19 protein-coding genes and 1 pseudogene are annotated in these 20,986 nt (G+C 62.2%); 16 read left to right on the top strand and 4 right to left on the bottom strand.

The genetic code is table 11. The features are described 5' to 3' along the window. The first annotated feature begins 2 nt into the window (after nucleotides 1–2). The 9 genes from gmk (at nucleotide 3) to phoB (ending at nucleotide 8,545) form a co-directional block, all read left to right on the top strand. Entirely contained in the window at nucleotides 3–644 is a 642-nt protein-coding gene (gene gmk / locus MVC20_RS00935; protein WP_297537560.1) for a guanylate kinase, read from the top strand. Further along, nucleotides 641–1,162 carry a gamma carbonic anhydrase family protein gene (locus MVC20_RS00930; RefSeq protein ID WP_297537558.1) on the top strand — a complete coding sequence of 174 codons (522 nt, stop codon included), beginning with the start codon at nucleotides 641–643 and terminating at the stop codon, nucleotides 1,160–1,162. The genes gmk and MVC20_RS00930 overlap by 4 nt, the downstream gene beginning before the upstream one ends. Nucleotides 1,163–1,168: 6 nt before the next feature. Further along, a complete protein-coding gene (locus MVC20_RS00925; RefSeq protein ID WP_297537556.1) occupies nucleotides 1,169–2,215 on the top strand; it encodes an ATP-binding protein in 1,047 nt (348 codons plus the stop codon). 164 nt (nucleotides 2,216–2,379) lie between these two features. After that, the gene (locus MVC20_RS00920; protein WP_297537554.1) at nucleotides 2,380–3,417 is read left to right on the top strand and encodes a substrate-binding domain-containing protein; all 1,038 of its coding nucleotides are present in this window, start codon (nucleotides 2,380–2,382) and stop codon (nucleotides 3,415–3,417) included. A 60-nt stretch (nucleotides 3,418–3,477) separates the two neighbouring features. Then, complete coding sequence (gene pstC / locus MVC20_RS00915) at nucleotides 3,478–4,938, top strand: phosphate ABC transporter permease subunit PstC (protein WP_297537552.1); 1,461 nt, start codon at nucleotides 3,478–3,480, stop codon at nucleotides 4,936–4,938. Beyond that, entirely contained in the window at nucleotides 4,935–6,284 is a 1,350-nt protein-coding gene (gene pstA / locus MVC20_RS00910) for a phosphate ABC transporter permease PstA (RefSeq protein WP_297537550.1), read from the top strand. The genes pstC and pstA overlap by 4 nt, the downstream gene beginning before the upstream one ends. Before the next feature lie 16 nt (nucleotides 6,285–6,300). Continuing rightward, nucleotides 6,301–7,101 (top strand): phosphate ABC transporter ATP-binding protein PstB, encoded by an 801-nt coding sequence (gene pstB / locus MVC20_RS00905; RefSeq protein ID WP_297537548.1) that lies wholly within the window; start codon nucleotides 6,301–6,303, stop codon nucleotides 7,099–7,101. A 10-nt stretch (nucleotides 7,102–7,111) separates the two neighbouring features. Beyond that, the gene (gene phoU / locus MVC20_RS00900) at nucleotides 7,112–7,840 is read left to right on the top strand and encodes a phosphate signaling complex protein PhoU (protein WP_297537546.1); all 729 of its coding nucleotides are present in this window, start codon (nucleotides 7,112–7,114) and stop codon (nucleotides 7,838–7,840) included. A 15-nt stretch (nucleotides 7,841–7,855) separates the two neighbouring features. Then, nucleotides 7,856–8,545 carry a phosphate regulon transcriptional regulator PhoB gene (gene phoB, locus MVC20_RS00895; RefSeq protein WP_297537544.1) on the top strand — a complete coding sequence of 230 codons (690 nt, stop codon included), beginning with the start codon at nucleotides 7,856–7,858 and terminating at the stop codon, nucleotides 8,543–8,545. Between the two features lie 6 nt (nucleotides 8,546–8,551). Here phoB and MVC20_RS00890 read toward each other — a convergent pair whose 3' ends face one another. After that, the gene (locus MVC20_RS00890; RefSeq protein WP_297537538.1) at nucleotides 8,552–9,463 is read right to left on the bottom strand and encodes a LysR substrate-binding domain-containing protein; all 912 of its coding nucleotides are present in this window, start codon (nucleotides 9,461–9,463) and stop codon (nucleotides 8,552–8,554) included. Between the two features lie 103 nt (nucleotides 9,464–9,566). On the opposite strand from MVC20_RS00890, the gene MVC20_RS00885 reads away from it, so the two are divergent. The 5 genes and pseudogenes from MVC20_RS00885 (at nucleotide 9,567) to MVC20_RS00865 (ending at nucleotide 14,977) form a co-directional block, all read left to right on the top strand. Continuing rightward, nucleotides 9,567–10,790, top strand: a complete 1,224-nt coding sequence (locus MVC20_RS00885; RefSeq protein ID WP_297537536.1) for an acyl-CoA dehydrogenase — start codon at nucleotides 9,567–9,569, stop codon at nucleotides 10,788–10,790. Nucleotides 10,791–10,793: 3 nt separating this feature from the next. Next, nucleotides 10,794–12,053: an FAD-dependent oxidoreductase gene (locus MVC20_RS00880; RefSeq protein ID WP_297537535.1), complete on the top strand. Its 1,260-nt coding sequence runs from the start codon at nucleotides 10,794–10,796 to the stop codon at nucleotides 12,051–12,053. 91 nt (nucleotides 12,054–12,144) lie between these two features. Next, nucleotides 12,145–13,551, top strand: coding sequence for an MATE family efflux transporter (locus tag MVC20_RS00875; RefSeq protein WP_297537533.1), 1,407 nt, complete (start codon nucleotides 12,145–12,147; stop codon nucleotides 13,549–13,551). 231 nt (nucleotides 13,552–13,782) lie between these two features. Next, on the top strand, nucleotides 13,783–14,226 hold the full coding sequence (gene aroQ, locus MVC20_RS00870; RefSeq protein WP_297537531.1) for a type II 3-dehydroquinate dehydratase: 444 nt from the start codon (nucleotides 13,783–13,785) through the stop codon (nucleotides 14,224–14,226). Next, nucleotides 14,223–14,977, top strand: a pseudogene (locus MVC20_RS00865) (LuxR family transcriptional regulator). Before aroQ ends, MVC20_RS00865 begins: the two are co-directional and overlap by 4 nt. Nucleotides 14,978–15,340: 363 nt before the next feature. Here MVC20_RS00865 and tsf read toward each other — a convergent pair. Both tsf and rpsB read right to left on the bottom strand, forming a co-directional pair. Beyond that, nucleotides 15,341–16,213, bottom strand: a complete 873-nt coding sequence (gene tsf, locus MVC20_RS00860; RefSeq protein ID WP_297537529.1) for a translation elongation factor Ts — start codon at nucleotides 16,211–16,213, stop codon at nucleotides 15,341–15,343. Nucleotides 16,214–16,289: 76 nt separating this feature from the next. After that, nucleotides 16,290–17,054, bottom strand: coding sequence for a 30S ribosomal protein S2 (gene rpsB, locus MVC20_RS00855; RefSeq protein WP_297537527.1), 765 nt, complete (start codon nucleotides 17,052–17,054; stop codon nucleotides 16,290–16,292). Between the two features lie 257 nt (nucleotides 17,055–17,311). On the opposite strand from rpsB, the gene MVC20_RS00850 reads away from it, so the two are divergent. Next, nucleotides 17,312–18,007, top strand: coding sequence for a DUF502 domain-containing protein (locus MVC20_RS00850; RefSeq protein ID WP_297537525.1), 696 nt, complete (start codon nucleotides 17,312–17,314; stop codon nucleotides 18,005–18,007). Nucleotides 18,008–18,068: 61 nt separating this feature from the next. Here the strand turns inward: MVC20_RS00850 and MVC20_RS00845 are convergent, their stop codons facing one another. Beyond that, nucleotides 18,069–18,842, bottom strand: a complete 774-nt coding sequence (locus MVC20_RS00845) for a 3-hydroxybutyrate dehydrogenase (protein ID WP_297537522.1) — start codon at nucleotides 18,840–18,842, stop codon at nucleotides 18,069–18,071. 281 nt (nucleotides 18,843–19,123) lie between these two features. Between MVC20_RS00845 and MVC20_RS00840 the strand changes: the two genes are divergently transcribed. After that, complete coding sequence (locus MVC20_RS00840; RefSeq protein ID WP_297537520.1) at nucleotides 19,124–20,947, top strand: extracellular solute-binding protein; 1,824 nt, start codon at nucleotides 19,124–19,126, stop codon at nucleotides 20,945–20,947. Nucleotides 20,948–20,986: the final 39 nt, after the last annotated feature.

Below are 20,986 nucleotides of genomic sequence, written 5' to 3'. Positions count from 1 at the left end.
GCATGAGCAACCGAAGAGGCCTCCTGATCATTCTCTCCTCACCTTCGGGCGCTGGCAAATCCACCCTGTCCAGGCGCCTGCGCGACTGGGACGAAACCATTGCCTTTTCCGTCTCGGCCACGACCCGCGCGCCGCGACCCGGTGAAGTGGACGGGCAGGATTATCATTTCATGACCCAGGCGCAGTTCAAACAGGATGTGACAGCGGGCGAGATGCTGGAGCATGCGCATGTGTTCGGCAATTTCTACGGCAGCCCGCGCGGCCCCGTTCAGGCGGCCATCGACGCCGGTCGCGACGTGCTCTTTGACATCGACTGGCAGGGCGCGCAGCAGATCCGCAACTCGGCCTTGGGCGCACATACGCTCTCGATCTTTCTTCTGCCGCCCTCGATCCGCGAACTGCACCGCAGGCTGGAAACACGCGGGCAGGACACGCCCGAGGTCATCGCCAAGCGGATGGAGAAAAGCTGGGACGAGATCAGCCATTGGGATGGTTATGATTTCGTGCTGATCAACGAGGATCTGGACGCCACCGAAGCGCGGCTCAAGACCATCATCGAGGCCACGCGCCTGCGCCGCAGCCAGCAACCGGGCCTGACCGCGCATGTGCGTGCGCTGCAGACCGAATTCGAGGAGATGCAATGACACTCTACAGCCTTGACGGCCACGCGCCGCAGATTGCCGAAAACACCTGGATTGCGCCCGATGCCAATCTGATCGGCAAGGTGGTGATCGAGGATCTGGCCTCGGTCTGGTTTGGCTGCACCCTGCGCGGCGACAACGAGGAAATCCGCGTGGGCGCGGGCAGCAATGTGCAGGAGAATTGCGTCATGCACACCGACATGGGCTATCCGCTCGTCATCGGTCCGGGTTGCACCATCGGTCACAAGGCGATGCTGCATGGCTGCATCCTCGAAGAGAATGTTCTGATCGGCATGGGGGCCACGGTGCTCAACGGCGCGCGCATCGGGCGCAACAGCCTGATTGGCGCGGGCGCGCTGATCACCGAGGGCAAGGAAATCCCCGAAGGCAGCCTCGTGATGGGCGCGCCGGGCCGGGTGGTGCGCAACCTCGATGAGGCGGCGATTGCCACGCTGCGCGCCACGGCGCTGCATTACCAACAGAACATGCGCCGGTATCGCACCGGGCTTCTGGCGCTCTGATCGGCGATGCAGGGTCTGGCCACGGTTCTGGCAGGTATTCCGATGGCCGCCATTCTGGTCGGCCCGGACGATCGCATCATCGCTGCCAATCAGGGCGCGCGCGATCATTTGGGGCAGGGGCTTGAGGGGCGGCATCTCTTGACCGCGCTGCGCCAGCCCGATGTGCTCGAGGCGATCGAGGCCACCCTGCGCGACCGTCTGCCGCGCAAGATCACCTATCAGACCTCGGAGGCCGGGCGCGACAGCAGCTTTCAGGTGCATGTGGGCTATGTGGAAACCAGCGATGCGCGCGGCACGCTCGTGTGTTTCGAGGATCTGACCGAACGCGAACATGCCGCCCAGATGCGCCGCGATTTCGTGGCCAATGTCAGCCACGAGCTGCGCACGCCGCTGACCGCGCTCATGGGCTTTATCGAGACGCTGCAGGGGCCAGCGCGCCACGATCAGGTCGCCATCGACCGTTTTCTGGGGATCATGCAATCCGAAGCGGCGCGGATGGAGCGCCTCGTGCGCGATCTTCTGTCGCTCAGCCGCGTCGAGAGCGAAGAGCGCGTGCGCCCGCGCGATGAGGTCAATCTGGGCCAGGTCATCGGCTCGGTCCTGCATGCGCTGCGCCCCTTGGCGCGGGACCGCGCCTGCGACATCAGCTTTGAGGCACCCGAAGGCATGGTGGTGCGCGGCAATGATGACCAGTTGCAGCAGGTCTTTACCAACCTCGTTGAAAACGCGATCAAATATGGCGGCAAGGACAACCGCATCACGATCACGCTGGAACGCACCCCGCGCGACGCCACCCTGCGCGCCCCGGCCATTGTGGCGCGTGTCCGCGATCAGGGCCCCGGGATTGACCCGCTGCATATTCCCCGGCTGACAGAGCGGTTCTACCGCGTCGATACGCATCGCTCACGCGAAATGGGGGGCACGGGCCTTGGCCTCGCCATTGTCAAACATATCGTCAACCGCCACCGCGGACGCCTGCGAATCTCTTCCACGCCCGGAGAGGGCAGCGAATTCTCGGTGATTCTGCCGCAGTGGGACCGCCAAGAGCCCTGAAAACGCTGCTGGGGCCGCGAAAAAACTGGCTGAACCGGCAAACTTATCGCACTGTCATAAAACCGTTACATAAGTGTAACAAAAGCGTTGTGGTTCTCACCTAGTGCTGACCCCGAGGTCGCCCCCGGATGGGCGTCCCGTGAACCCGAACTCAGGAGCAACTCATGCTGTTCAAATCCACCGTTTCCGCACTGGCCCTGACGGCCCTCGCCGCCGGCACCGCCGCGGCCCGTGACAACATCCAGATTGCTGGCTCCTCGACCGTGCTGCCCTATGCCGCCATCGTCGCCGAAGCCTTTGGCGAAAACTTCGATTTCCCCACCCCGGTCGTGGAATCCGGCGGGTCGGGCGCTGGCCGCAAGAAACTCTGCGAAGGCGTCGGTGAAAACACCATCGACATCGCCAACTCTTCCTCGCGCATCAAGCAGTCCGACATCGACCTCTGCGCGTCGAACGGCGTGACCGAGATCATGGAAGTCCGCATCGGGTATGACGGCATCGTCTTTGCCTCCGACATCAACGGTCCGGCCTATGCCTTTAGCCCGGCTGACTGGCACGCGGCTCTGGCGGCGCAGGTTGCCAAGGACGGCGCTCTGGCCGACAACACCAACAAAGTGTGGTCCGACGTGCGCGCCGACCTGCCCGGCGAAGAAATCCTGGCCTTCGTGCCCGGCACCAAGCACGGCACCCGCGAAGTGTTCGACGAAAAGGTGATCATCGCCGGTTGCGAAGAGAACGGCACGTTCGAACTGCACATGGCAGCCAATGGCGGCGACAAGAAAGCTGCTGAAAAGGCCTGCATGGCGCTGCGCACCGATGGCGTGTCCATCGACATCGACGGCGACTACACCGAAACGCTGGCCCGCGTTGACGCCAACAAGAACGGCATCGGCGTGTTCGGTCTGTCCTTCTACCAGAACAACACCGACAAGCTTCAGGTTGCCACCATGGGCGGCGTCGAGCCGTCGGTCGAGTCGATCGCCTCGGGGGAATACCCGGTGTCGCGTCCGCTGTTCTTCTACGTCAAGAACGCGCATCTCGATGTGATCCCCGGCATGCAGGAATATATCGAGTTCTTCGTGTCCGACGAGATCGCAGGCCCCGATGGCCCGCTCGCGGCCTATGGCCTCGTGTCCGATCCCGAGCTTGCCAAGACTCAGGAAATGGTTGCCAACCGCGTTCCCATGGGCGTGCTGAACTAAGACCAAGACCTCCGAGGGGTGGCGCATCCGCGCCATCCCTCCCTTTTTGGCGGAGAGCAGATGAGTACCGGCTATATCACCCTGATCGTGCTCGGCCTGTGTGGGCTGGGCTTTTTCTTGGGGCGCGCACGCGCACTCGCAACCTCGCGGGCCACGGGCAAGAAATTGCACTCCTTGCCGAATTACTATGGTCAGGCGGTGGCACTCTTCACGGCGGTCCCGGCTCTTCTGCTGATGCTCGCCTGGCTCTTTCTGCAACCCTTGATGATCGAAGGCCGCATCGGCGGCATGATCCCCGATAGCGTGATCCCCGAGGGCGGCGCCAAGAGCCTCGTCATGGCCGATGTGCGCCGGATCGCCGATGGGCTGGATGCCCTGATGGTGGCCGGGCATATGTCCGAATCCGATCTCGATGCCATGCGCGCGGATTTCACCGATGTGCGCAACCGGCTGGGCAATGTCGGCGTGGCGCTTGGCTCGGACGTGCCGGTGCCGGTGTTCGAGGCCGCCAAGGAACTGCGCAAGTCGCAGAACTCGGGCCGCTTCCTGATGACGATCGCGGTTCTGGGGTTGGCGGGCGCGCTGCTGGTCTGGTCGTGGGTGCGGGTGCATCCGGATCAACGCGCGCGCAACGCCTCCGAGACCTTTGTGCTGTCTCTCCTGATCGGGGCCTCGCTGGTGGCGATCCTGACCACCTTCGGCATCGTCGCCTCGCTGCTGTTCGAGACCATCAATTTCTTCAAGATGTATCCGGCCGCCGACTTCTTCTTCTCGACGGTCTGGAACCCGCAGTTTCGCGGCGGCTCTGATCTGGGCATCCTGCCGCTCTTGTGGGGCACCCTCTATGTCAGCTTCCTTGCGTTGCTGGTGGCGGTGCCGCTGGGGCTGATGATCGCGATCTATCTCGCGGAATATGCCAGCAAACCGCTTCGCGCCATTGCCAAGCCGGCAATCGAGGTGCTGGCCGGTATCCCCACCATCGTTTACGGTCTCTTTGCCCTGATCACCGTGGGGCCGTTCCTGCGCGACTATATCGCCTCTCCGCTGGGTCTTGGCACCTCGTCCTCGTCGGTGCTGACCGCCGGGCTGGTCATGGGGATCATGCTCATCCCGTTCGTGTCCTCGCTCTCGGACGACATCATCAACGCCGTGCCGCAATCCATGCGCGATGGCTCTTACGGTCTCGGGGCCACCAAATCCGAAACCATCAAGCAGGTGATCCTGCCTGCCGCTCTGCCGGGTGTCGTGGGGGCCATCCTCTTGGCGGCCTCCCGCGCCATCGGCGAGACCATGATCGTGGTCATGGGGGCAGGGGCCGCCGCCAAACTCGGCCTCAACCCGTTCGAGGCGATGACCACCATCACCGTCAAGATCGTGAGCCAGCTCACCGGCGACACCGAATTCGCCAGCCCTGAAACGCTGGTTGCCTTCGCCCTCGGCCTCACGCTTTTCGTCTTCACGCTGGGGCTGAACGTCATCGCCCTTGTGATCGTGCGCAAATACCGGGAGCAGTACGAATGACCGACCTCACCTCCTCCGGCGCAGTCCCGGCCCCGCGCAAAGGGTCCTTGCTGACACAGGACGAGCGCACCAAGCGGCGCAACGCCAAGGAAGCCCGCTTTCGCATGATGGGGCTCATCGCCGTCACGATCGGCGTGCTTTCCCTCGTGGGCCTGCTGACCTCGATCCTTGCCAGTGGCCTGTCGTCCTTTCAACAGACCTATGTCGAACTGGAGGTCTATCTCGACCCCGCCAAACTCGACAAGAAGGGCGAACGCAACCTCGATGACATCGCCAAGGTCACGACCTTTGGCTATGCGCCGCTGATCGACGCCGCCATGACCGCCGCGATGGAGCGGGCAGGCGTGTCCTCTGACCTGAACGCCAAAGCCGCCGGCGAGTTGATCTCGAAAGAGGCGCCTGCATCGCTGCGCGACTATGTGCTCGCCAATCCCGATAGGATCGGGGAAACCGTGTCTTTCGATCTCTTGGCGGCTGGCCGTATCGACGGCTTTTTCAAGGGCCGCGTGACGATGGCAAGCGCGGAGCTGGACCGCAATGTCTCACCCGAGCAACTGCAACTGGCCCAGCAACTCAAAGAGGCGGGCATCCTCACGACCAAGTTCAACTGGGCCTTCTTCACCGCGCCCGACGCCTCTGATACCCGCCCAGAGGCGGCCGGTCTGGGCGTGGCCATCATCGGCTCGGCCTATATGATGCTGATCGTGCTGGTTCTCTCGTTGCCCCTGGGCGTGGCGGCCTCGATCTATCTCGAGGAATTCGCCCCCAAGAACCGCTGGACCGACCTGATCGAGGTCAACATCTCCAACCTCGCGGCGGTGCCGTCCATCGTGTTCGGTATCCTCGGCCTTGCGATTTTCATCAACATGGTGGGCCTGCCGCAATCGGCCCCGGTCGTGGGCGGTCTCGTGCTCACGCTGATGACCCTGCCGACCATCATCATCGCCACGCGCGCGGCGCTCAAATCCGTGCCGCCCTCGATCCGCGATGCAGCGCTTGGCGTGGGCGCCTCCAAGATGCAGGCGATCTTTCACCACGTCCTGCCGCTCGCCATGCCGGGCATCCTGACGGGGGCAATCATCGGTCTGGCGCAGGCGCTTGGCGAAACCGCCCCGCTGCTCCTGATCGGCATGGTGGCCTTTGTGCGGGAATATCCCGCAGGCCCGCCCGAGGGCTTCTTTGACCCCGCCGCGGCCCTCCCCGTGCAGGTCTATAACTGGACACAGCGCGGCGACCCGGCATTCGTGGAACGCGCGTCGGGGGCCATCATCGTGCTGCTCGTGTTCCTCGTGATCATGAATATCGCCGCCATCCTGCTGCGCAAACGGTTTGAACGCCGCTGGTAAACAAAGGTATAAATCCATGTTTGACGCCCCAAAATTCGCGGAGACGAAAGTGACCAACAACGATATCAAGATCGCCGCGCGCAAGGTGCAGGTTTACTATGGTGACACCCATGCCATCAAGGACGTGGATGTCGACATCCTCGACAAGACCGTGACCGCCTTTATCGGCCCGTCGGGTTGCGGCAAATCCACGTTCCTGCGCTGCATCAACCGGATGAACGACACGATCGACATTTGCCGCGTGATGGGGGACATCCTGATCGACGGCGAAGACATCTACGACAAAAAGGTCGACCCGGTGCAGCTGCGCGCCAAGGTGGGGATGGTGTTCCAGAAACCCAACCCGTTCCCCAAGTCGATCTATGATAACGTGGCCTATGGCCCGCGCATCCACGGGCTTGCCCGCACCAAGGCCGATCTCGACGAAATCGTCGAGAAATCGCTGCGCCGCGCCGCCCTGTGGAACGAGGCCAAGGACCGCCTCGACCAGCCCGGCACCGGGCTCTCCGGTGGTCAGCAACAGCGCCTCTGCATCGCCCGCGCCGTCGCCACCTCGCCCGAGGTGCTGTTGATGGACGAACCCTGCTCGGCCCTCGACCCGATCGCCACCGCACAGGTCGAGGAACTGATCGACGAGCTGCGACAGGAGTTTTCCGTGGTGATCGTCACCCACTCGATGCAGCAGGCCGCGCGCGTCAGCCAGAAAACGGCCTTCTTCCACCTCGGCCATCTCGTCGAATTCGGCGATACCGGCCAGATTTTCACCAACCCCAAGGATGAGCGCACCGAAAGCTACATCACCGGGCGTATCGGCTAAGGAACCTTCCATGTCCGACCATCAGCACATCGTATCATCCTTCGACCACGACCTCGAAACCATTCAGGCCCATATCATGAAGATGGGCGGCATGGTCGAGCGCGCGATCTCCGACGCGGCCCGCTCACTCGAAACCCGCGATGATGACCTCGCCGAAGAGGTGCGCGGCCGCGACAAGGCCATCGACGCGCTCGAAGAGCAGATCAACGAAGAGGCCGCCCGCGTTCTGGCCTTGCGGTCGCCCGCGGCGCGCGACCTGCGCGTGGTCCTGACCGTGATCAAGATTTCCGCCAGCCTCGAACGCATCGGTGACTATGCCAAGAACATGGCCAAGCGCACCTCGGTCCTCAGCCAGATGGCGGCGGTCAATGGCTCGCCCTCGGCGCTGCGCCGCATGGCCCGCGAAGTCGAGGAAATGCTCAAGGATGTGCTCGACGCCTATATCCAGCGCGACATGGACCTCGCCCATGAGGTGATCCGCCGCGACCTCGATGTCGATCAGATGTATAACGCGATCTTCCGCGAATTCCTGACCTTCATGATGGAAGACCCGCGCAACATCACGCCCTGCATGCATCTGCATTTCATTGCCAAGAACACCGAACGTATGGGCGATCTCGTGACCTCCATCGCCGAACAGGTGATCTATCTTGTTTCCGGCTCGTTCCCCGATGATCCGCGCCCCAAGAGCGATACAACCTCGGTTGATCCCGATCTTGCGCCCAAGGGCAGCCACTAAGCAGAGGAGCCGCCGATGTCCGCAGATCAACCCACCGTCCTCCTGGTCGAAGATGAACCGGCACAGCGCGAAGTGTTGGGCTACAACCTGCAGGCCGACGGGTTTCACGTGCTCACCGCCAGCAATGGCGAAGAGGCGCTGTTGATGGTCTCGGAAATGCCCCCCGACATCATCGTTCTGGATTGGATGATGCCCAATGTCTCGGGCATCGAGGTCTGTCGTCAGCTCAAGACCCGCTCGGAAACCCGCGGTATTCCGATCATCATGCTCTCGGCCCGCTCCGAAGAGGTGGACCGCGTGCGCGGGCTTGAAACCGGCGCCGATGACTATGTGGTCAAGCCCTATTCGCTGGTCGAACTGATGGCGCGTGTCCGCGCGCAACTGCGCCGCACCCGTCCGGCGACCGTGGGCGAGCGGCTGGAATATCTCGACATCGTGCTCGATGCCGAAACCCATCGCGTCACCCGCAGCGAAAAGCCGCTGAAACTCGGCCCCACCGAGTTTCGCCTGCTCTCCACCTTCATGGAGAAGCCCGGCCGCGTCTGGTCGCGCGAGCAGCTCCTGGATCGCGTCTGGGGGCGTGACATCTATGTCGACACCCGCACCGTGGATGTGCATATCGGGCGGCTGCGCAAGGCGCTCTGCCAGCATGGGGGCGATGATCCGCTGCGCACCGTGCGCGGCGCGGGCTATGCCTTGGGCTGAACTGCCTCAGCGCGGGAGCAGGTCTTCATCCTCCGCCTGTCCTGCCAGCCAGTCCCGGAATTTGCAAAGCGCCGGATCGCGCCCGTTATGCACGGGCCAGACAAGGTAATACGCCCCTGAAATCAGGGTCTTGTCGCCCCAGGCTGATCTAAGTCGGCCGGTTGCCAGATCCTGTTCCGCCAGATAATCCGGCAAAAGCGCGACGCCCAAACCATGCAAAGCCGCCTGTGTGATGGTTGAAAATTGGTCATAGATCGTGCCGCTCACCTTGGCTCCGGTAACGCCCTGCGCCTCGAACCACGCAGGCCAGGCACCGGGCCGCGTTTCGATCTGCAAGAGCGGCAGACGCAAGAGATCGGCCGCCGACGTGACCGGCGCATGACCCGCCAGAAATTCCGGTGTTGCTACGGCCACGACCCGCTCGGTCCGCAGCTTCAACGCCTCGGTGCCGATCCAGTTCGGTTCTCCAAAATGTATTGCTGCATCAAAGGGTTCTGTCATAAAGTTAAACGGTTTCAATCGCGTTGACAGGTTGATCGTCACCTCCGGGTATAGCCGGGCGAACTCGGCCAGTCGCGGCACCAGCCAGCGCATCCCGAAGGTCGGCAGAATCGCAAGGCTCAGGCTGCCCCCCGCCGGATTTGCGGTCAGTGTGAGCGAGGCTTGCGCAATCTGGTGCAGCGCGCCCCGGATCTTGTCCGCATAATCCGCCGCCTCCGGGGTCAGGTGAATGCTGCGCCCTTGTCGCACGATCAACACCACGCCAAGCTGATCTTCTAATGTTTTCAATTGCCTGCTGACCGCACTTTGCGTTTGCGACAATTCCGCCGCTGCCGCCGTGGCGCTGCCCAGACGGTCCAGCGCCTCCAGCGCGCGCAAAGACGATATCGACGGAAGAAAACGGCGGGGCAGGGTCATTCTTGCGGTTTACTCATATGTCCATGTGAATTTATCGTTATTCATCGGCGTTTTGCCAGTGTAACCTGTCCCCAACTCGAAGAATTCGCCACAGGAGTCCGCCATGAACGCCAATACCCCGACGCTGCGCGCCAAGGATGCCCCGGATCTCAACGCCTTCGATTGGGCCGATCCCTTCCGCCTCAACGATCAACTCTCCGAAGAAGAGCGCATGATCACCGACAGCGCGCGCACCTTTGCCCAAGAGGTGCTGCAACCGCGCGTCATCGCTGCCTACCGTGAAGAGCGTGTGGATCCCGGCATCTTCAAGGAAATGGGCCAGATGGGCCTGTTGGGCACCACCATCCCCGAGGAATACGGCGGGCTGGGGTCCAACTATGTGTCCTACGGCCTCGTCGCCCGCGAAATCGAGCGCGTCGATTCGGGCTATCGGTCGATGATGAGCGTACAATCCTCGCTCGTGATGTATCCGATCTACGCCTACGGCAGCGAAGAGCAGCGCCGCAAATACCTGCCCGGTCTGGCCAGCGGTGATCTCATCGGCTGCTTTGGCCTGACCGAACCGGACGCCGGCAGCGACCCCGCAGGCATGAAAACCCGCGCCGTGCGTACCGACAGCGGCTACCGCCTGACCGGCACGAAGATGTGGATTTCCAACAGCCCCATCGCCGATGTTTTCGTGGTCTGGGCCAAATCCGAGGCGCATGACGGCAAGATCCGTGGCTTCATCCTCGAAAAGGGCATGAAGGGTCTGAGCGCCCCCAAGGTGGGCGGCAAACTCAGCTTGCGCGCCTCTGTTACCGGCGAGATCGTGATGGATAATGTCGAGGTGCCCGAATCCGCACTTCTGCCCAATGTTCAAGGGCTTAAAGGGCCTTTTGGATGTTTGAACCGCGCCCGCTACGGCATTGCATGGGGCGTCATGGGGGCCGCCGAATTCTGCTGGCACGCGGCGCGGCAATACGGGCTCGATCGCAAGCAGTTCAACCGCCCGCTCGCCCAGACCCAGCTGTTCCAGTTGAAACTGGCCAATATGCAGACCGAAATCACCCTCGGGCTGCAAGCGGCCCTGCGCGTCGGCCGCCTGATGGACGAGGCCAACGCCGCCCCGGAAATGATCTCGATGATCAAGCGCAACAACTGCGGCAAGGCGCTCGAAATTGCCCGCCACGCCCGCGACATGCACGGCGGCAACGGCATCTCCGAGGAATTTCAGGTCATTCGCCACATGGTCAACCTGGAAACGGTCAATACCTATGAGGGCACGCATGATGTGCACGCGCTCATTCTTGGCCGGGCGCAAACCGGGCTTCAGGCGTTCTTCTGATCCATGCCGGGCCTTGGCAACCTCTGGCGCGCGAGTGCCGCTGAATCCTTCGCCGCGCACCCTCTGCGCGGTGAACGCATGGTTGATCTGGCCATCATCGGCGCAGGGTTCACGGGCCTGTCGGCGGCGCTCCATGCCGCAGGGCAGGGGGCGCATGTCGCCGTGCTCGAGGCCGAAACCGTGGGCGAGGGCGGCTCTGGCCGCAACGTCGGCCTTGTCAACGCAGGGCTCTGGCTTCCGCCCGACACGGTGTGCGACATCCTGGGGCCAGAGGCGGGCGAACATCTCAACGCCGTTCTGGCAGAGGCCCCAACGCTGGTCTTTTACCTCATCGCGCAGCATGACATCGCCTGCGAGGCCACCCGCAACGGCACCTTGCATCTCGCCCACGCGCCCAAGGCTCTGACAGACCTGAAATCGCGCCACGCGCAACTTGCGGCACGCGGTGCGCCCGTGCGCCTGCTCGACATCGAGACAACCGCGCAACGCACGGGAACCGACGGGTTTTATGGCGCGCTCCATGATGCGCGCGCGGGCACGATTCAGCCGCTCGCCTATGCGCGTGGCCTCGCTCGTGCCGCCCAGGATGCAGGCGCCCTGATCTGCGAGCGAACCCCCGTTACCGCCGCCGAACATCGCAGCGGCCAGTGGATCGTCACCACCCCCGGCGGCAAACTGCGGGCGCGGCATCTGCTCATTGCCACCAATGCCTATCACCGTCCCGTCACCCATGTGATCCGCCCCGACGTGCCGATTGTGCAGTATTTTCAACTGGCGACCGCGCCCCTCGGCGACAATCTGGCGGGCGATATCCTCGCCGGCGGCGAGGGTTGCTGGGATACCGGCCTTGTCATGACCTCGCTGCGCCGCGACCGGGCAGGGCGGGTGATTCTGGGCGGCATGGGCGGGGATGCCACGCTCCACGAGAATTGGGCCCGGCGCAAACTGGCACAGCTTTTCCCCAGACTCGCCGGGGCAGAGATCGAACACGCCTGGGCCGGGCGAATCGCCATGACCCATGACCATTTGCCCCGGATTCAACGCATGGGGCCGGGGGCTCTGGCCATTTTCGGTTATTCCGGGCGTGGCATCGGCCCCGGCACCGTCTTTGGCCGGGCGGTCGCCCAAGCCTTGCTGTCAGGTGACGAAACCGGCCTGCCTGTGCCGGTGGTGGATCGCCACTCCGAACAGTTCGTCGCACTGAAATCGCTCTATTACGAAACCGGCGCGCGCCTTGTGCACGCCGTGGCGGCCCGCCGCTAAGCAGATTTGCACACTAACTGTTGATCGCGTGCCAATTGCGCAGGCGCGCTTTGAGTATATGTCAGCAGCCGTGATGTAACAGGAGCATGACATGGCCCTCACCGATACCGGCGGCAGCTTTACCCAAGGCAATCTTTTTCGACACATTTCGGTGATGTCCTTCACGTCGAGCATTGGCCTCATGGCCATCTTCGCCGTCGATCTCATTGATATTCTTTTCATTTCCATGTTGGGGCGCGAGGAGCTGGCGGCCGCTGCGGGCTATGCCAGCACGATCATGTTCTTTGCCAGCGCCATCAACATCGGCCTCTCCATTGCCGCAGGCGCGCTGGTCGCGCAGGCCGAAGGCCGCAATGATCGCAAGGCCGCACGCGAGGCGGCCAGCACGACCGCAGCGATTGCCGTGATCGTGGGCCTGCTCGTGCCGCTTCTGGCCTTGCCCTTCATCAACGACATCCTCGGTCTGGTCGGCGCAGAGGGGGCAATGCGCGACATGGCGGCCACATACCTCTGGATCATCCTGCCCACGACCTTTGTCTCGGGCCTCTCGATGGTCGCCGTGGCGGTCCTGCGCGCCTATGGTGACGCGCGCGGCGCGATGTATCCGGCCCTCCTGGGTGCGGGCGTCAACCTCGTGCTCGACCCGATCCTGATCTTCAGCCTCAACATGGGCCTCGAAGGGGCTGCCGTGGCCACCGTTTTTGCGCGTGTTGCGACCATGGGCTTGGCTCTTGGCATCGCCATTCTTCGCTACCGGGCCTTTGCCAAACCGCATTTCGCTTGCGTCATGCGCGATTGTGGCGGCGCCATCGGCATCGCGGCCCCGGCCATGCTGGCCACTGTCGCAACGCCCGTGGGCACCGCCATCGTGACGCGCGAAATGGCCAAATACGGGGCCGATGCGGTGGCGGGCATGGCGGTGATCAATCGTCTGGTGCCGGTGGTCTTTTCCGTGGTGCTGGCGCTGTCAGGCGCAATCGGGCCGATCTTTGGTCAGAATTTCGGGGCAGGGCGGCTGGACCGGGTGCAAGAGACCTTCTTTGACGGGCTCAAGTTTCTGGCGCTCTATGTCCTGACCATGTCGGCGCTGCTCTTTGCGCTGCGCGCGCCGATTGCCGATCTCTTTGACGCCACCGGGCAGATGCGCAGCTTGCTCTATCTCTATCTCGGTCCGCTGGCGCTTGCGTCCTTCTTCAACGGGATGATCTTCATTGCCAATGCCTCGTTCAACAATCTCGGCCATCCGGGGTACTCGACCTGGATCAACTGGGCCCGCAACACGCTGGGGATCTGGCCCTTTGCCGTGGCCTTCGGGATGATCTGGGGGGCACCAGGGGTTCTATTGGGGCAGGCGCTTGGCGGTGTGGTCTTTGCGGCCGTCGCCACTTGGCTCAGTCTGCGCGTGATGGAAGCCCCGTGCAAGGATCCGCTGTCGGGGCATTTCTCATGCCCCGATCACCGTATGCAGATCGTGATGAACCGGTGCAGCCGGTCGTAACAAGGTGTATCAGGATTTCGCATAATCAGTATTATGTAATGTATGGATATGGCCAGAGGCAGCGCTTTATTGGCCTGAATCGTAATTTATTCGTTTTATATCATTATGTTACGCGCCATCATTGATCCAAATGCACCTCGAACAACTCGGCCAAGATGCGCACGCTCCTACCACGCGGGTCTCGACTCCACACAGATTCGCAGTTTATGAAAGCAACGCAGGAGTTTAACCATGACCGCAGTGCTTTTTCTGAACGGACCAAATCTCAATCTCTTGGGAACTCGGCAGCCCGAGGTTTACGGGCGCACCACCTTGGCCGATATCGAGGCCATGTGCCAGGACGCCGCTCAGAGCCGTGGTGTCACCGTCGCGTTCTTTCAGAGCAACCACGAAGGCGCGCTGCTCGATGCGATCCACGCGGCGCGCGGCACCTATGACGGCATCATCCTCAACGCAGGCGCCTATACCCATACCTCGGTGGCGCTGATGGATGCGATCAGCTCGGTCGCCATTCCAACCATAGAACTGCATCTGTCGAATGTTCACGCCCGCGAGGCGTTCCGCCATCAGTCCTACATCGCGCGCGTGGCGCTTGGTGTGATCTGCGGCTTTGGCGCTCAGGGCTACGTTTTGGCACTTGATGCCATGCTCGGGCATCTGGAGCGTGCCGGATGATCGAAGCCGCACGGGTCAACGCCCTGCTCAATGCCACCACGATCGAGGAGGTCTGGGATCATCATACCCAATTCATGGCAGAGTATGGGTTTGACCGGCTGATCTATGGCTACACCCGTTATCGCACGGCTACTTCGCTCGGCAATCCTGACGATTTCCTTTTACTGACGAATCACGATCCCTGCTACACGGATGTCTTTGTCGGCGAGGGTCTGTATTTCAACGCGCCCATGGTGCGTTGGGCGCTCGAGAATGATGGGGCGTGCTCTTGGTCGGTGCTGCGCCACATGACCGACAGCGGCACGCTCACCGCCGAAGAGCGCCGGGTGATGGAATTCAACCAGATTCACGGCGTGACGGCGGGCTATTCCATCAGCTTCAAATCCCCCAGCCCCCGAACCAAGGGCGCAATTGCCCTCACCGCGCGAAAAGATGTCACACAATCCGGGTGGACGATCTGTGGTCACGCTGCGGTGAACAGATCATGGCCCTCAACAACGTGGCCCATCTGCGCATTCTCTCCCTGCCCTATACCGCACCCGGTCGCGCCCTCACCCCGCGCCAACGCGAAGTCTTGGGATGGGTCGGCGACGGCAAGACGATTCAGGACATTGCCACCATCATGGGTCTGACCCCGGCAACCGTGGAAAAGCACCTCCGCCTCGCGCGTCAGGCGCTCTCTGTCGAAACCACGGCCCAGGCGGTGCTCAAGGCGGCCTTTCAGAACCAGATCTTCTACATCGAAAATTAGTGAATAAAAACAATAGACTTACGGAAGGGTATGGATTTCCTTACTTTCCCAAGTTGACGTAACGTAGCACAATAGCGCTGTTCCGTGAGTGGTGGCTATTTTGCCTGGGAACATGTGGGTGACGTCGTTTGGATCCATTGACAAGCGGTGTCTCGCACTCCGGCTAATCCGGATGTCGGCCGTTGGTCCTTATTGATCGGGACCGACGGTCGGCGCTACATGATCGGCGTTTCATCCCCAATAGACGTCCCGGTCGCGAAACGGTGCCCTCCCTCAAGGAAGGCACCGTTTTTTTACGCCCGACGGCAGAATCAAAAAGGGCGCCCCAACGGGACGCCCCTTCTGGTTGATCTGCAGGACCGATCAGCCCTGAGCGACCTTGGCCACCTCGGCGGCAAAGTCCTCTTCTTTCTTCTCGATCCCTTCACCGACTTCCAGACGCACGAATGCGGTGATTTCGGTGCCGGCTTCCTTGGCCGCAGCCTCGACCGTCAGATCGGGATTCATCACAAAGGCCTGCCCCATCAGCGTCACCTCAGCCATGAACTTGGCCATGCGGCCCACGATCATCTTTTCGATCACGGCATCCGGCTTGCCGGATTCGCGCGCGATGTCGATCTGAACCTGACGCTCCTTCTCGACGATGGCCGGGTCCAGAACCGCCTCGTTCAGCGCGGCCGGATTGGTCGCGGCCACATGCATCGCCACCTGACGGGCAAAACCCTCATCGCCCTTGAAGGCCACGAGAACGCCGATCTTGCCCATGCCTTCAGCGGCGGCATTGTGGACATAGGCGACAACGCCATCACCCTCGACGCGGGCCATGCGGCGCAGCGCCATATTCTCGCCAATGGTCGCGATCTTGTCGGTCACGAGATCGGCAACAGCCTTGCCATTCACGGTGGCGGCCTTCAGCGCTTCCACGTCGGCAACGCCAACCGCTGCATCCGCGATCGAGGCGACCATACCCTGGAAATCGGCATTCTTGGCCACGAAGTCGGTCTCGGAGTTGATCTCGACCGCGACACCCACGCCGCCCGCGACCTTGACCGCAACCAGACCCTCGGCGGCGGTGCGCCCGGATTTCTTGGCGGCCTTGGCCAGACCCTTGGTGCGCAGCCAGTCAACCGCGGCTTCCATGTCGCCATCGGTCTCGGTCAGCGCCTTCTTTGCATCCATCATGCCTGCGCCTGTGGACTCGCGCAGTTCTTTTACCATTGCAGCAGTGATCGCCATTTGGGATCTCCTCAAATTCGGTCTCGGGATTGGGGGCGGGATACCCCTGCCCCCATGTCAGTTTTATGACGGGGCTTCAGCTCTCGGCGTCGGCCAGCGCTTCTTCGACCGGCAGGTTTTCCAACGCGCCCATGTCAACGCCTGCGGCACCCAGTTGCGCCGACATGCCATCCAGAGCGGCGCGGCTGACCAGATCGCAATAGAGCGCGATGGCGCGCGCGGCGTCGTCGTTGCCGGGGATGATATAGTCAATACCCGCGGGCGAGCAGTTGGTGTCGACAACACCCACAACCGGGATACCCAGCTTGTTGGCTTCGGCCACGGCCAGCGCTTCTTTCTTGACGTCGATCACGAACAGCATGTCCGGCACGCCGCCCATTTCGCGAATCCCGCCCAGGCTGGCCTGAAGCTTGATCTGGTCGCGCTCGATGCCAAGACGCTCTTTCTTGGTCAGGCCCTCGGCGCCGGCTTCCATCATCTCGTCGATCTGCTTCAGACGCTGGATTGACTTCGACACGGTCTGCCAGTTGGTCAGCGTGCCGCCCAGCCAGCGGTGGTTCATGTAGTACTGGGCGCATTTCTCGGCGGCCTCGGCGATCGGCTGAGCCGCCTGACGCTTGGTGCCGACAAAGAGGATGCGGCCATTCTTGGCCACGGTTTCGCGGATCGCGTTCAGGGCTGCATCGAGCAGCGGGACGGTCTGCGTGAGGTCCATGATATGGATGCCATTGCGCGCGCCATAGATGAATTCGCCCATGCGGGGATTCCAGCGCTGCGTCTGGTGGCCAAAGTGAACGCCAGCTTCCAACAGCTGACGCATCGTGAACTCGGGAAGAGCCATTACAAAGTTCCTTTTCCGGTTTTCGCCTCGACACGGGAAGAGAAGCGGATGCTTCAACCGGTGGACGGTTGGGGATGTCTCCCCCAACAGCCCGCCCATGCCTGCGGGTTACAGTGGCGCGCGTATACCCGCCCTCGCCCCACTATACAAGCCCCGCTCAGGTAATTTGAACGCAGCCTTGCCGTGGCCCAGATGCCCCATTGTGAGACCGCCCCATTATGCCTAGATATCCGCGTGATCCGCAGGATGGAACCGGTATGAACACCCCCTTTGACGATCTGCCTCCGCCGCCGCGCAAACCAAAACGCTTTAGCGGCCTGCGTGCGTCTTTCCTGACCGGGCTTGTGGTCATCGCACCGGTCGGCCTGACCATCTGGCTGATGTGGACCCTGATCGGCTGGGTCGACGGTTTCGTTCTGCCGCTCATTCCCGCGCAATATCAGCCCGAACAGTATATCGGCATCAACCTGCGCGGCGTGGGCGTCATCATCTTCCTGATCTTCACCGTTCTGGTGGGCTGGGTCGCCAAGGGGCTGATCGGGCGCTCGCTCATTCTCTTCGCGGAATCCCTCGTCAATCGCATGCCGGTGGTGCGCTCGATCTATTCGGGCGTCAAACAGATCGCCGAAACCGTCTTTGCCCAATCCGAACGCAGCTTCGAAAAGGCCTGCCTCGTGGAATATCCGCGCAAGGGGATCTGGGCCATCGGCTTCATTTCGACCGAAGCGCGCGGCGAGATCAGCACCAAGGCCCGCGCCCAGGCCGAGATGCTGAGCGTTTTCGTGCCGACCACCCCCAACCCCACCTCGGGGTTCCTGCTCTATTTCCCGCGCGAGGACGTGATCGAACTGGACATGTCCATCGAGGATGCCGCCAAACTGGTGATTTCCGCCGGTCTGGTCTATCCCGCAGAACGCACCGAACCCGAGCGCATCACCAAAGAGCGCGCCTGACCCCGCTTCATCTGGCCTGAAATACCTCGGGGGTCCGGGGGCAGCGCCCCCGGCCATTGCCTCAGAGCGCGGTCCAGCCGCCATCCACGCTGATCGTCGTGCCGGTGATCTGCGCCGCCGCATCCGAACACAGGAACAGCGCCGTGCCGCCCAATTGCTCGGTCGTGGCGAATTCCTTGGACGGTTGCCGCTCCAGCATGACCTTCTCGATCACCTCGTCACGGTCCATGTCGTATTTCTTCATGGTGTCGGGGATCTGCGCCTCAACCAGCGGGGTCAGCACATAGCCCGGACAGATCGCATTGGCGGTGATCGGCTCTTTCGCGGTCTCCAGCGCCGTGACCTTGGTCAGCCCTACGATGCCATGCTTGGCCGCCACATAGGCCGACTTATAGGGGCTTGCCGTCAGACCATGGGCGCTTGCGATATTGATCACCCGGCCCCAACCCGCCTTGCGCATCATCGGCAGGGCTGCGGCGGTGGTGTGGAACGCGGAGGTGAGGTTGATCGCGATGATGGCATCCCACTTCTCGGTGGGGAATTCGTCGATCGGCGCCACATGCTGGATGCCCGCATTGTTCACGAGGATATCGCAGCGTCCCGCCTTCTCGATCAGGGCCCTGCATTGATCGCCTTTTGACATATCGGCCTGAATGTAGCGCGCCTCGACACCGGTCTCCTTGGCGATTCTCGCCGCCAGCGCGTGATCCTCTTCCGAATCGGTAAAGGAATTGAGCACCACATTGACCCCGGCGCGCGCCAGCTCCTCGGCGATGCCAAGCCCGATACCCGAATTCGAGCCGGTGATGACGGCGGTCTTGCCTTTGACGCTCATGTGATTTCTCCCAATAAACATTGCACCCGCAGCATAGGTGCTGCATCTGCGAATTGCACGGGGAATAGCCATCACGCCTGCGCGATGGGCAGAAAAAAACGCCCGCACGAGGCGGGCGTTAAGTTATTGAGGCAGGTTTCATACAGGCAAGAAACCTATCGAGCAGTGCCCCCTTTATAAGCAATCCTGCGCCGCAGTCCAAGCTAAAAGTTTGAAAAGCCTTGAATCCCTCTTTAGGGTCCGGCCCCAGGAAACAAGGCCATCAAGGGATTGTCGCTCAAATGAGATCAGATTTGTTCCGCCGCCTTCGGGCCGGACTGACCGCGATTGTCCTTGCGGGTTTGGCCTCTCCGGGGTTGGCCCAGCCTCAGCATGGCATAGCTATGTATGGGGCCCCGGCGCTGCCACCTGATTTTGTGTCCCTGCCCTATGCCAACCCCGACGCCCCCAAGGGCGGGCGGGTGGTGACGGGCAATGTGGGCGGTTTCGATTCGCTCAACCCCTTCATTCTGCGCGGCACGCCGCCGTGGCAATTGGCCGACCTCACCCATGAGACGCTGATGGGCAGATCCTGGGATGAACCCTTCTCGCTTTACGGTCTTTTGGCCGAATCGGTCGAGACGGACGAGGCCCGCCGCTGGGTCGAATTCACCCTGCGCCCCGAGGCCCGATTCTCGGACGGCAGCCCCGTCACCGTCGAGGATGTGATCTGGTCCTATGAAACCCTCGGCACCCAGGGCCACCCGCGTTATCGCAGTTTCTGGGCCAAGGTGGCCGCCATCGCCCAGACCGGCCCACGCTCGCTGCGCCTGACCTTTGCCGAAGAGGATCGCGAACTGGCACTGCTCGCGGGCCTGCGCCCGATCCTGCAAAAATCGCAATGGCAGGGGCGCGACATCACGGAGGCGGCGATTGACGACATCCCCCTTGGCACCGGTCCTTATGTGGTGGCGGATTACGAGGTCAATCGCCACGTCACCCTGAAACGCAATCCCTATTATTGGGGGCGTGACCTGCCCCTGCGGCGCGGCACCAACAATTTCGACGAGATCCGCATCGAATTCTACGGCGATGACACCGTGCTGAAAGAGGCGTTCAAGGCAGGGCTGGTCAGCTATGTGCGCGAATTCAACGCCGAGGCCTGGGCCAGCCAGTATGATTTCCCCGCGGTGCAACGCGGCGAGATTACCCTGAGCGAAATCCCCCATGGCAAACCCTCGGGCATGACCGGCTTTGTGATGAACACCCGCCGCGCTCCCTTGGATGATTGGCGCGTGCGCGAGGCGCTGATCACCGCCTTCAACTTCGAATATATCAACGACACCCTTACAGGCGGGCGCCAACCGCGCATCACCTCTTACTTCTCGGGCTCGGAGCTTGGGATGGATCACGGCCCCGCCACGGGCCGGGTGCGCGATCTCTTGGAACCCTACGCCGACACCCTCCTGCCCGGCACGCTTGAGGGCTACAGCCTGCCGGTGGGTGACGGCACCGCGCGCAACCGCACCAACTTGCGCCGCGCCGCCGCCCTCCTGCAAGAGGCGGGCTGGCAGGTCGAGAACGGCCAGCTTGTGAACGCATCAGGCCAGCCGCTCGCCCTTACGGTGCTGTTGCAGCAGGATGGGCTCATGGCACAGGCCAGCGCCATGATGGATATCTACGCCCGCGCGCTCGAACGCCTCGGCATCACGCTCAAGATCGAGATGACCGACAAGGCCCAATATGCCGAACGCGAGGCGAATTTCGATTTCGACCTCACCATGATGCGCCGCTCGCTCTCGCTCAGCCCCGGCAATGAACAGATGTTCTATTGGGGCGCGGAGTATGCCGACCAACCCGGCAGCCGCAATCTCATGGGCATGAAATCCCCCGCCGCCGAGGCGATGATCCACGCCATGCTGACCGCCCGCGACCGGGACGCATTCGTCGCCGCCACCCGCGCCCTAGACCGGGTGCTGACCGCCGGGCGCTACGTGATCCCGATCCATCAATATAGCGTGGGTCGTATTGCGCATAAGTCGCAGTTGAAATACCCTGCGGACAGGCTGCCGATCTATGGGGATGGCATTGGCTTTCTCCCCGAGGTATGGTGGTTCCAAGAATAATAATAAAAATCGCAGCAGACACAGGCAAATGACAGGCAA

The organism is Roseovarius sp. (assembly GCF_027019125.1).
Lineage (GTDB): Bacteria > Pseudomonadota > Alphaproteobacteria > Rhodobacterales > Rhodobacteraceae > Roseovarius.
This window is presented reverse-complemented; position numbering and strand designations above follow the sequence as displayed.

Bases quoted from the DNA above. Each gene is read 5' to 3' on its own strand.
- pstA (WP_297537550.1), top strand. From the start codon at position 4,935: ATGACCGACCTCACCTCCTCCGGCGCAGTCCCGGCCCCGCGCAAAGGG.
- phoB (WP_297537544.1), top strand. From the start codon at position 7,856: ATGTCCGCAGATCAACCCACCGTCCTCCTGGTCGAAGATGAACCGGCA.
- aroQ (WP_297537531.1), top strand. From the start codon at position 13,783: ATGACCGCAGTGCTTTTTCTGAACGGACCAAATCTCAATCTCTTGGGA.
- tsf (WP_297537529.1), bottom strand. From the start codon at position 16,213: ATGGCGATCACTGCTGCAATGGTAAAAGAACTGCGCGAGTCCACAGGC.
- pstC (WP_297537552.1), top strand. From the start codon at position 3,478: ATGAGTACCGGCTATATCACCCTGATCGTGCTCGGCCTGTGTGGGCTG.
- rpsB (WP_297537527.1), bottom strand. From the start codon at position 17,054: ATGGCTCTTCCCGAGTTCACGATGCGTCAGCTGTTGGAAGCTGGCGTT.
- phoU (WP_297537546.1), top strand. From the start codon at position 7,112: ATGTCCGACCATCAGCACATCGTATCATCCTTCGACCACGACCTCGAA.
- MVC20_RS00875 (WP_297537533.1), top strand. From the start codon at position 12,145: ATGGCCCTCACCGATACCGGCGGCAGCTTTACCCAAGGCAATCTTTTT.
- MVC20_RS00890 (WP_297537538.1), bottom strand. From the start codon at position 9,463: ATGACCCTGCCCCGCCGTTTTCTTCCGTCGATATCGTCTTTGCGCGCG.
- MVC20_RS00930 (WP_297537558.1), top strand. From the start codon at position 641: ATGACACTCTACAGCCTTGACGGCCACGCGCCGCAGATTGCCGAAAAC.
- gmk (WP_297537560.1), top strand. From the start codon at position 3: ATGAGCAACCGAAGAGGCCTCCTGATCATTCTCTCCTCACCTTCGGGC.
- MVC20_RS00845 (WP_297537522.1), bottom strand. From the start codon at position 18,842: ATGAGCGTCAAAGGCAAGACCGCCGTCATCACCGGCTCGAATTCGGGT.
- MVC20_RS00925 (WP_297537556.1), top strand. From the start codon at position 1,169: ATGCAGGGTCTGGCCACGGTTCTGGCAGGTATTCCGATGGCCGCCATT.
- MVC20_RS00880 (WP_297537535.1), top strand. From the start codon at position 10,794: ATGCCGGGCCTTGGCAACCTCTGGCGCGCGAGTGCCGCTGAATCCTTC.
- MVC20_RS00885 (WP_297537536.1), top strand. From the start codon at position 9,567: ATGAACGCCAATACCCCGACGCTGCGCGCCAAGGATGCCCCGGATCTC.
- pstB (WP_297537548.1), top strand. From the start codon at position 6,301: ATGTTTGACGCCCCAAAATTCGCGGAGACGAAAGTGACCAACAACGAT.
- MVC20_RS00850 (WP_297537525.1), top strand. From the start codon at position 17,312: ATGAACACCCCCTTTGACGATCTGCCTCCGCCGCCGCGCAAACCAAAA.
- MVC20_RS00920 (WP_297537554.1), top strand. From the start codon at position 2,380: ATGCTGTTCAAATCCACCGTTTCCGCACTGGCCCTGACGGCCCTCGCC.
- MVC20_RS00840 (WP_297537520.1), top strand. From the start codon at position 19,124: ATGAGATCAGATTTGTTCCGCCGCCTTCGGGCCGGACTGACCGCGATT.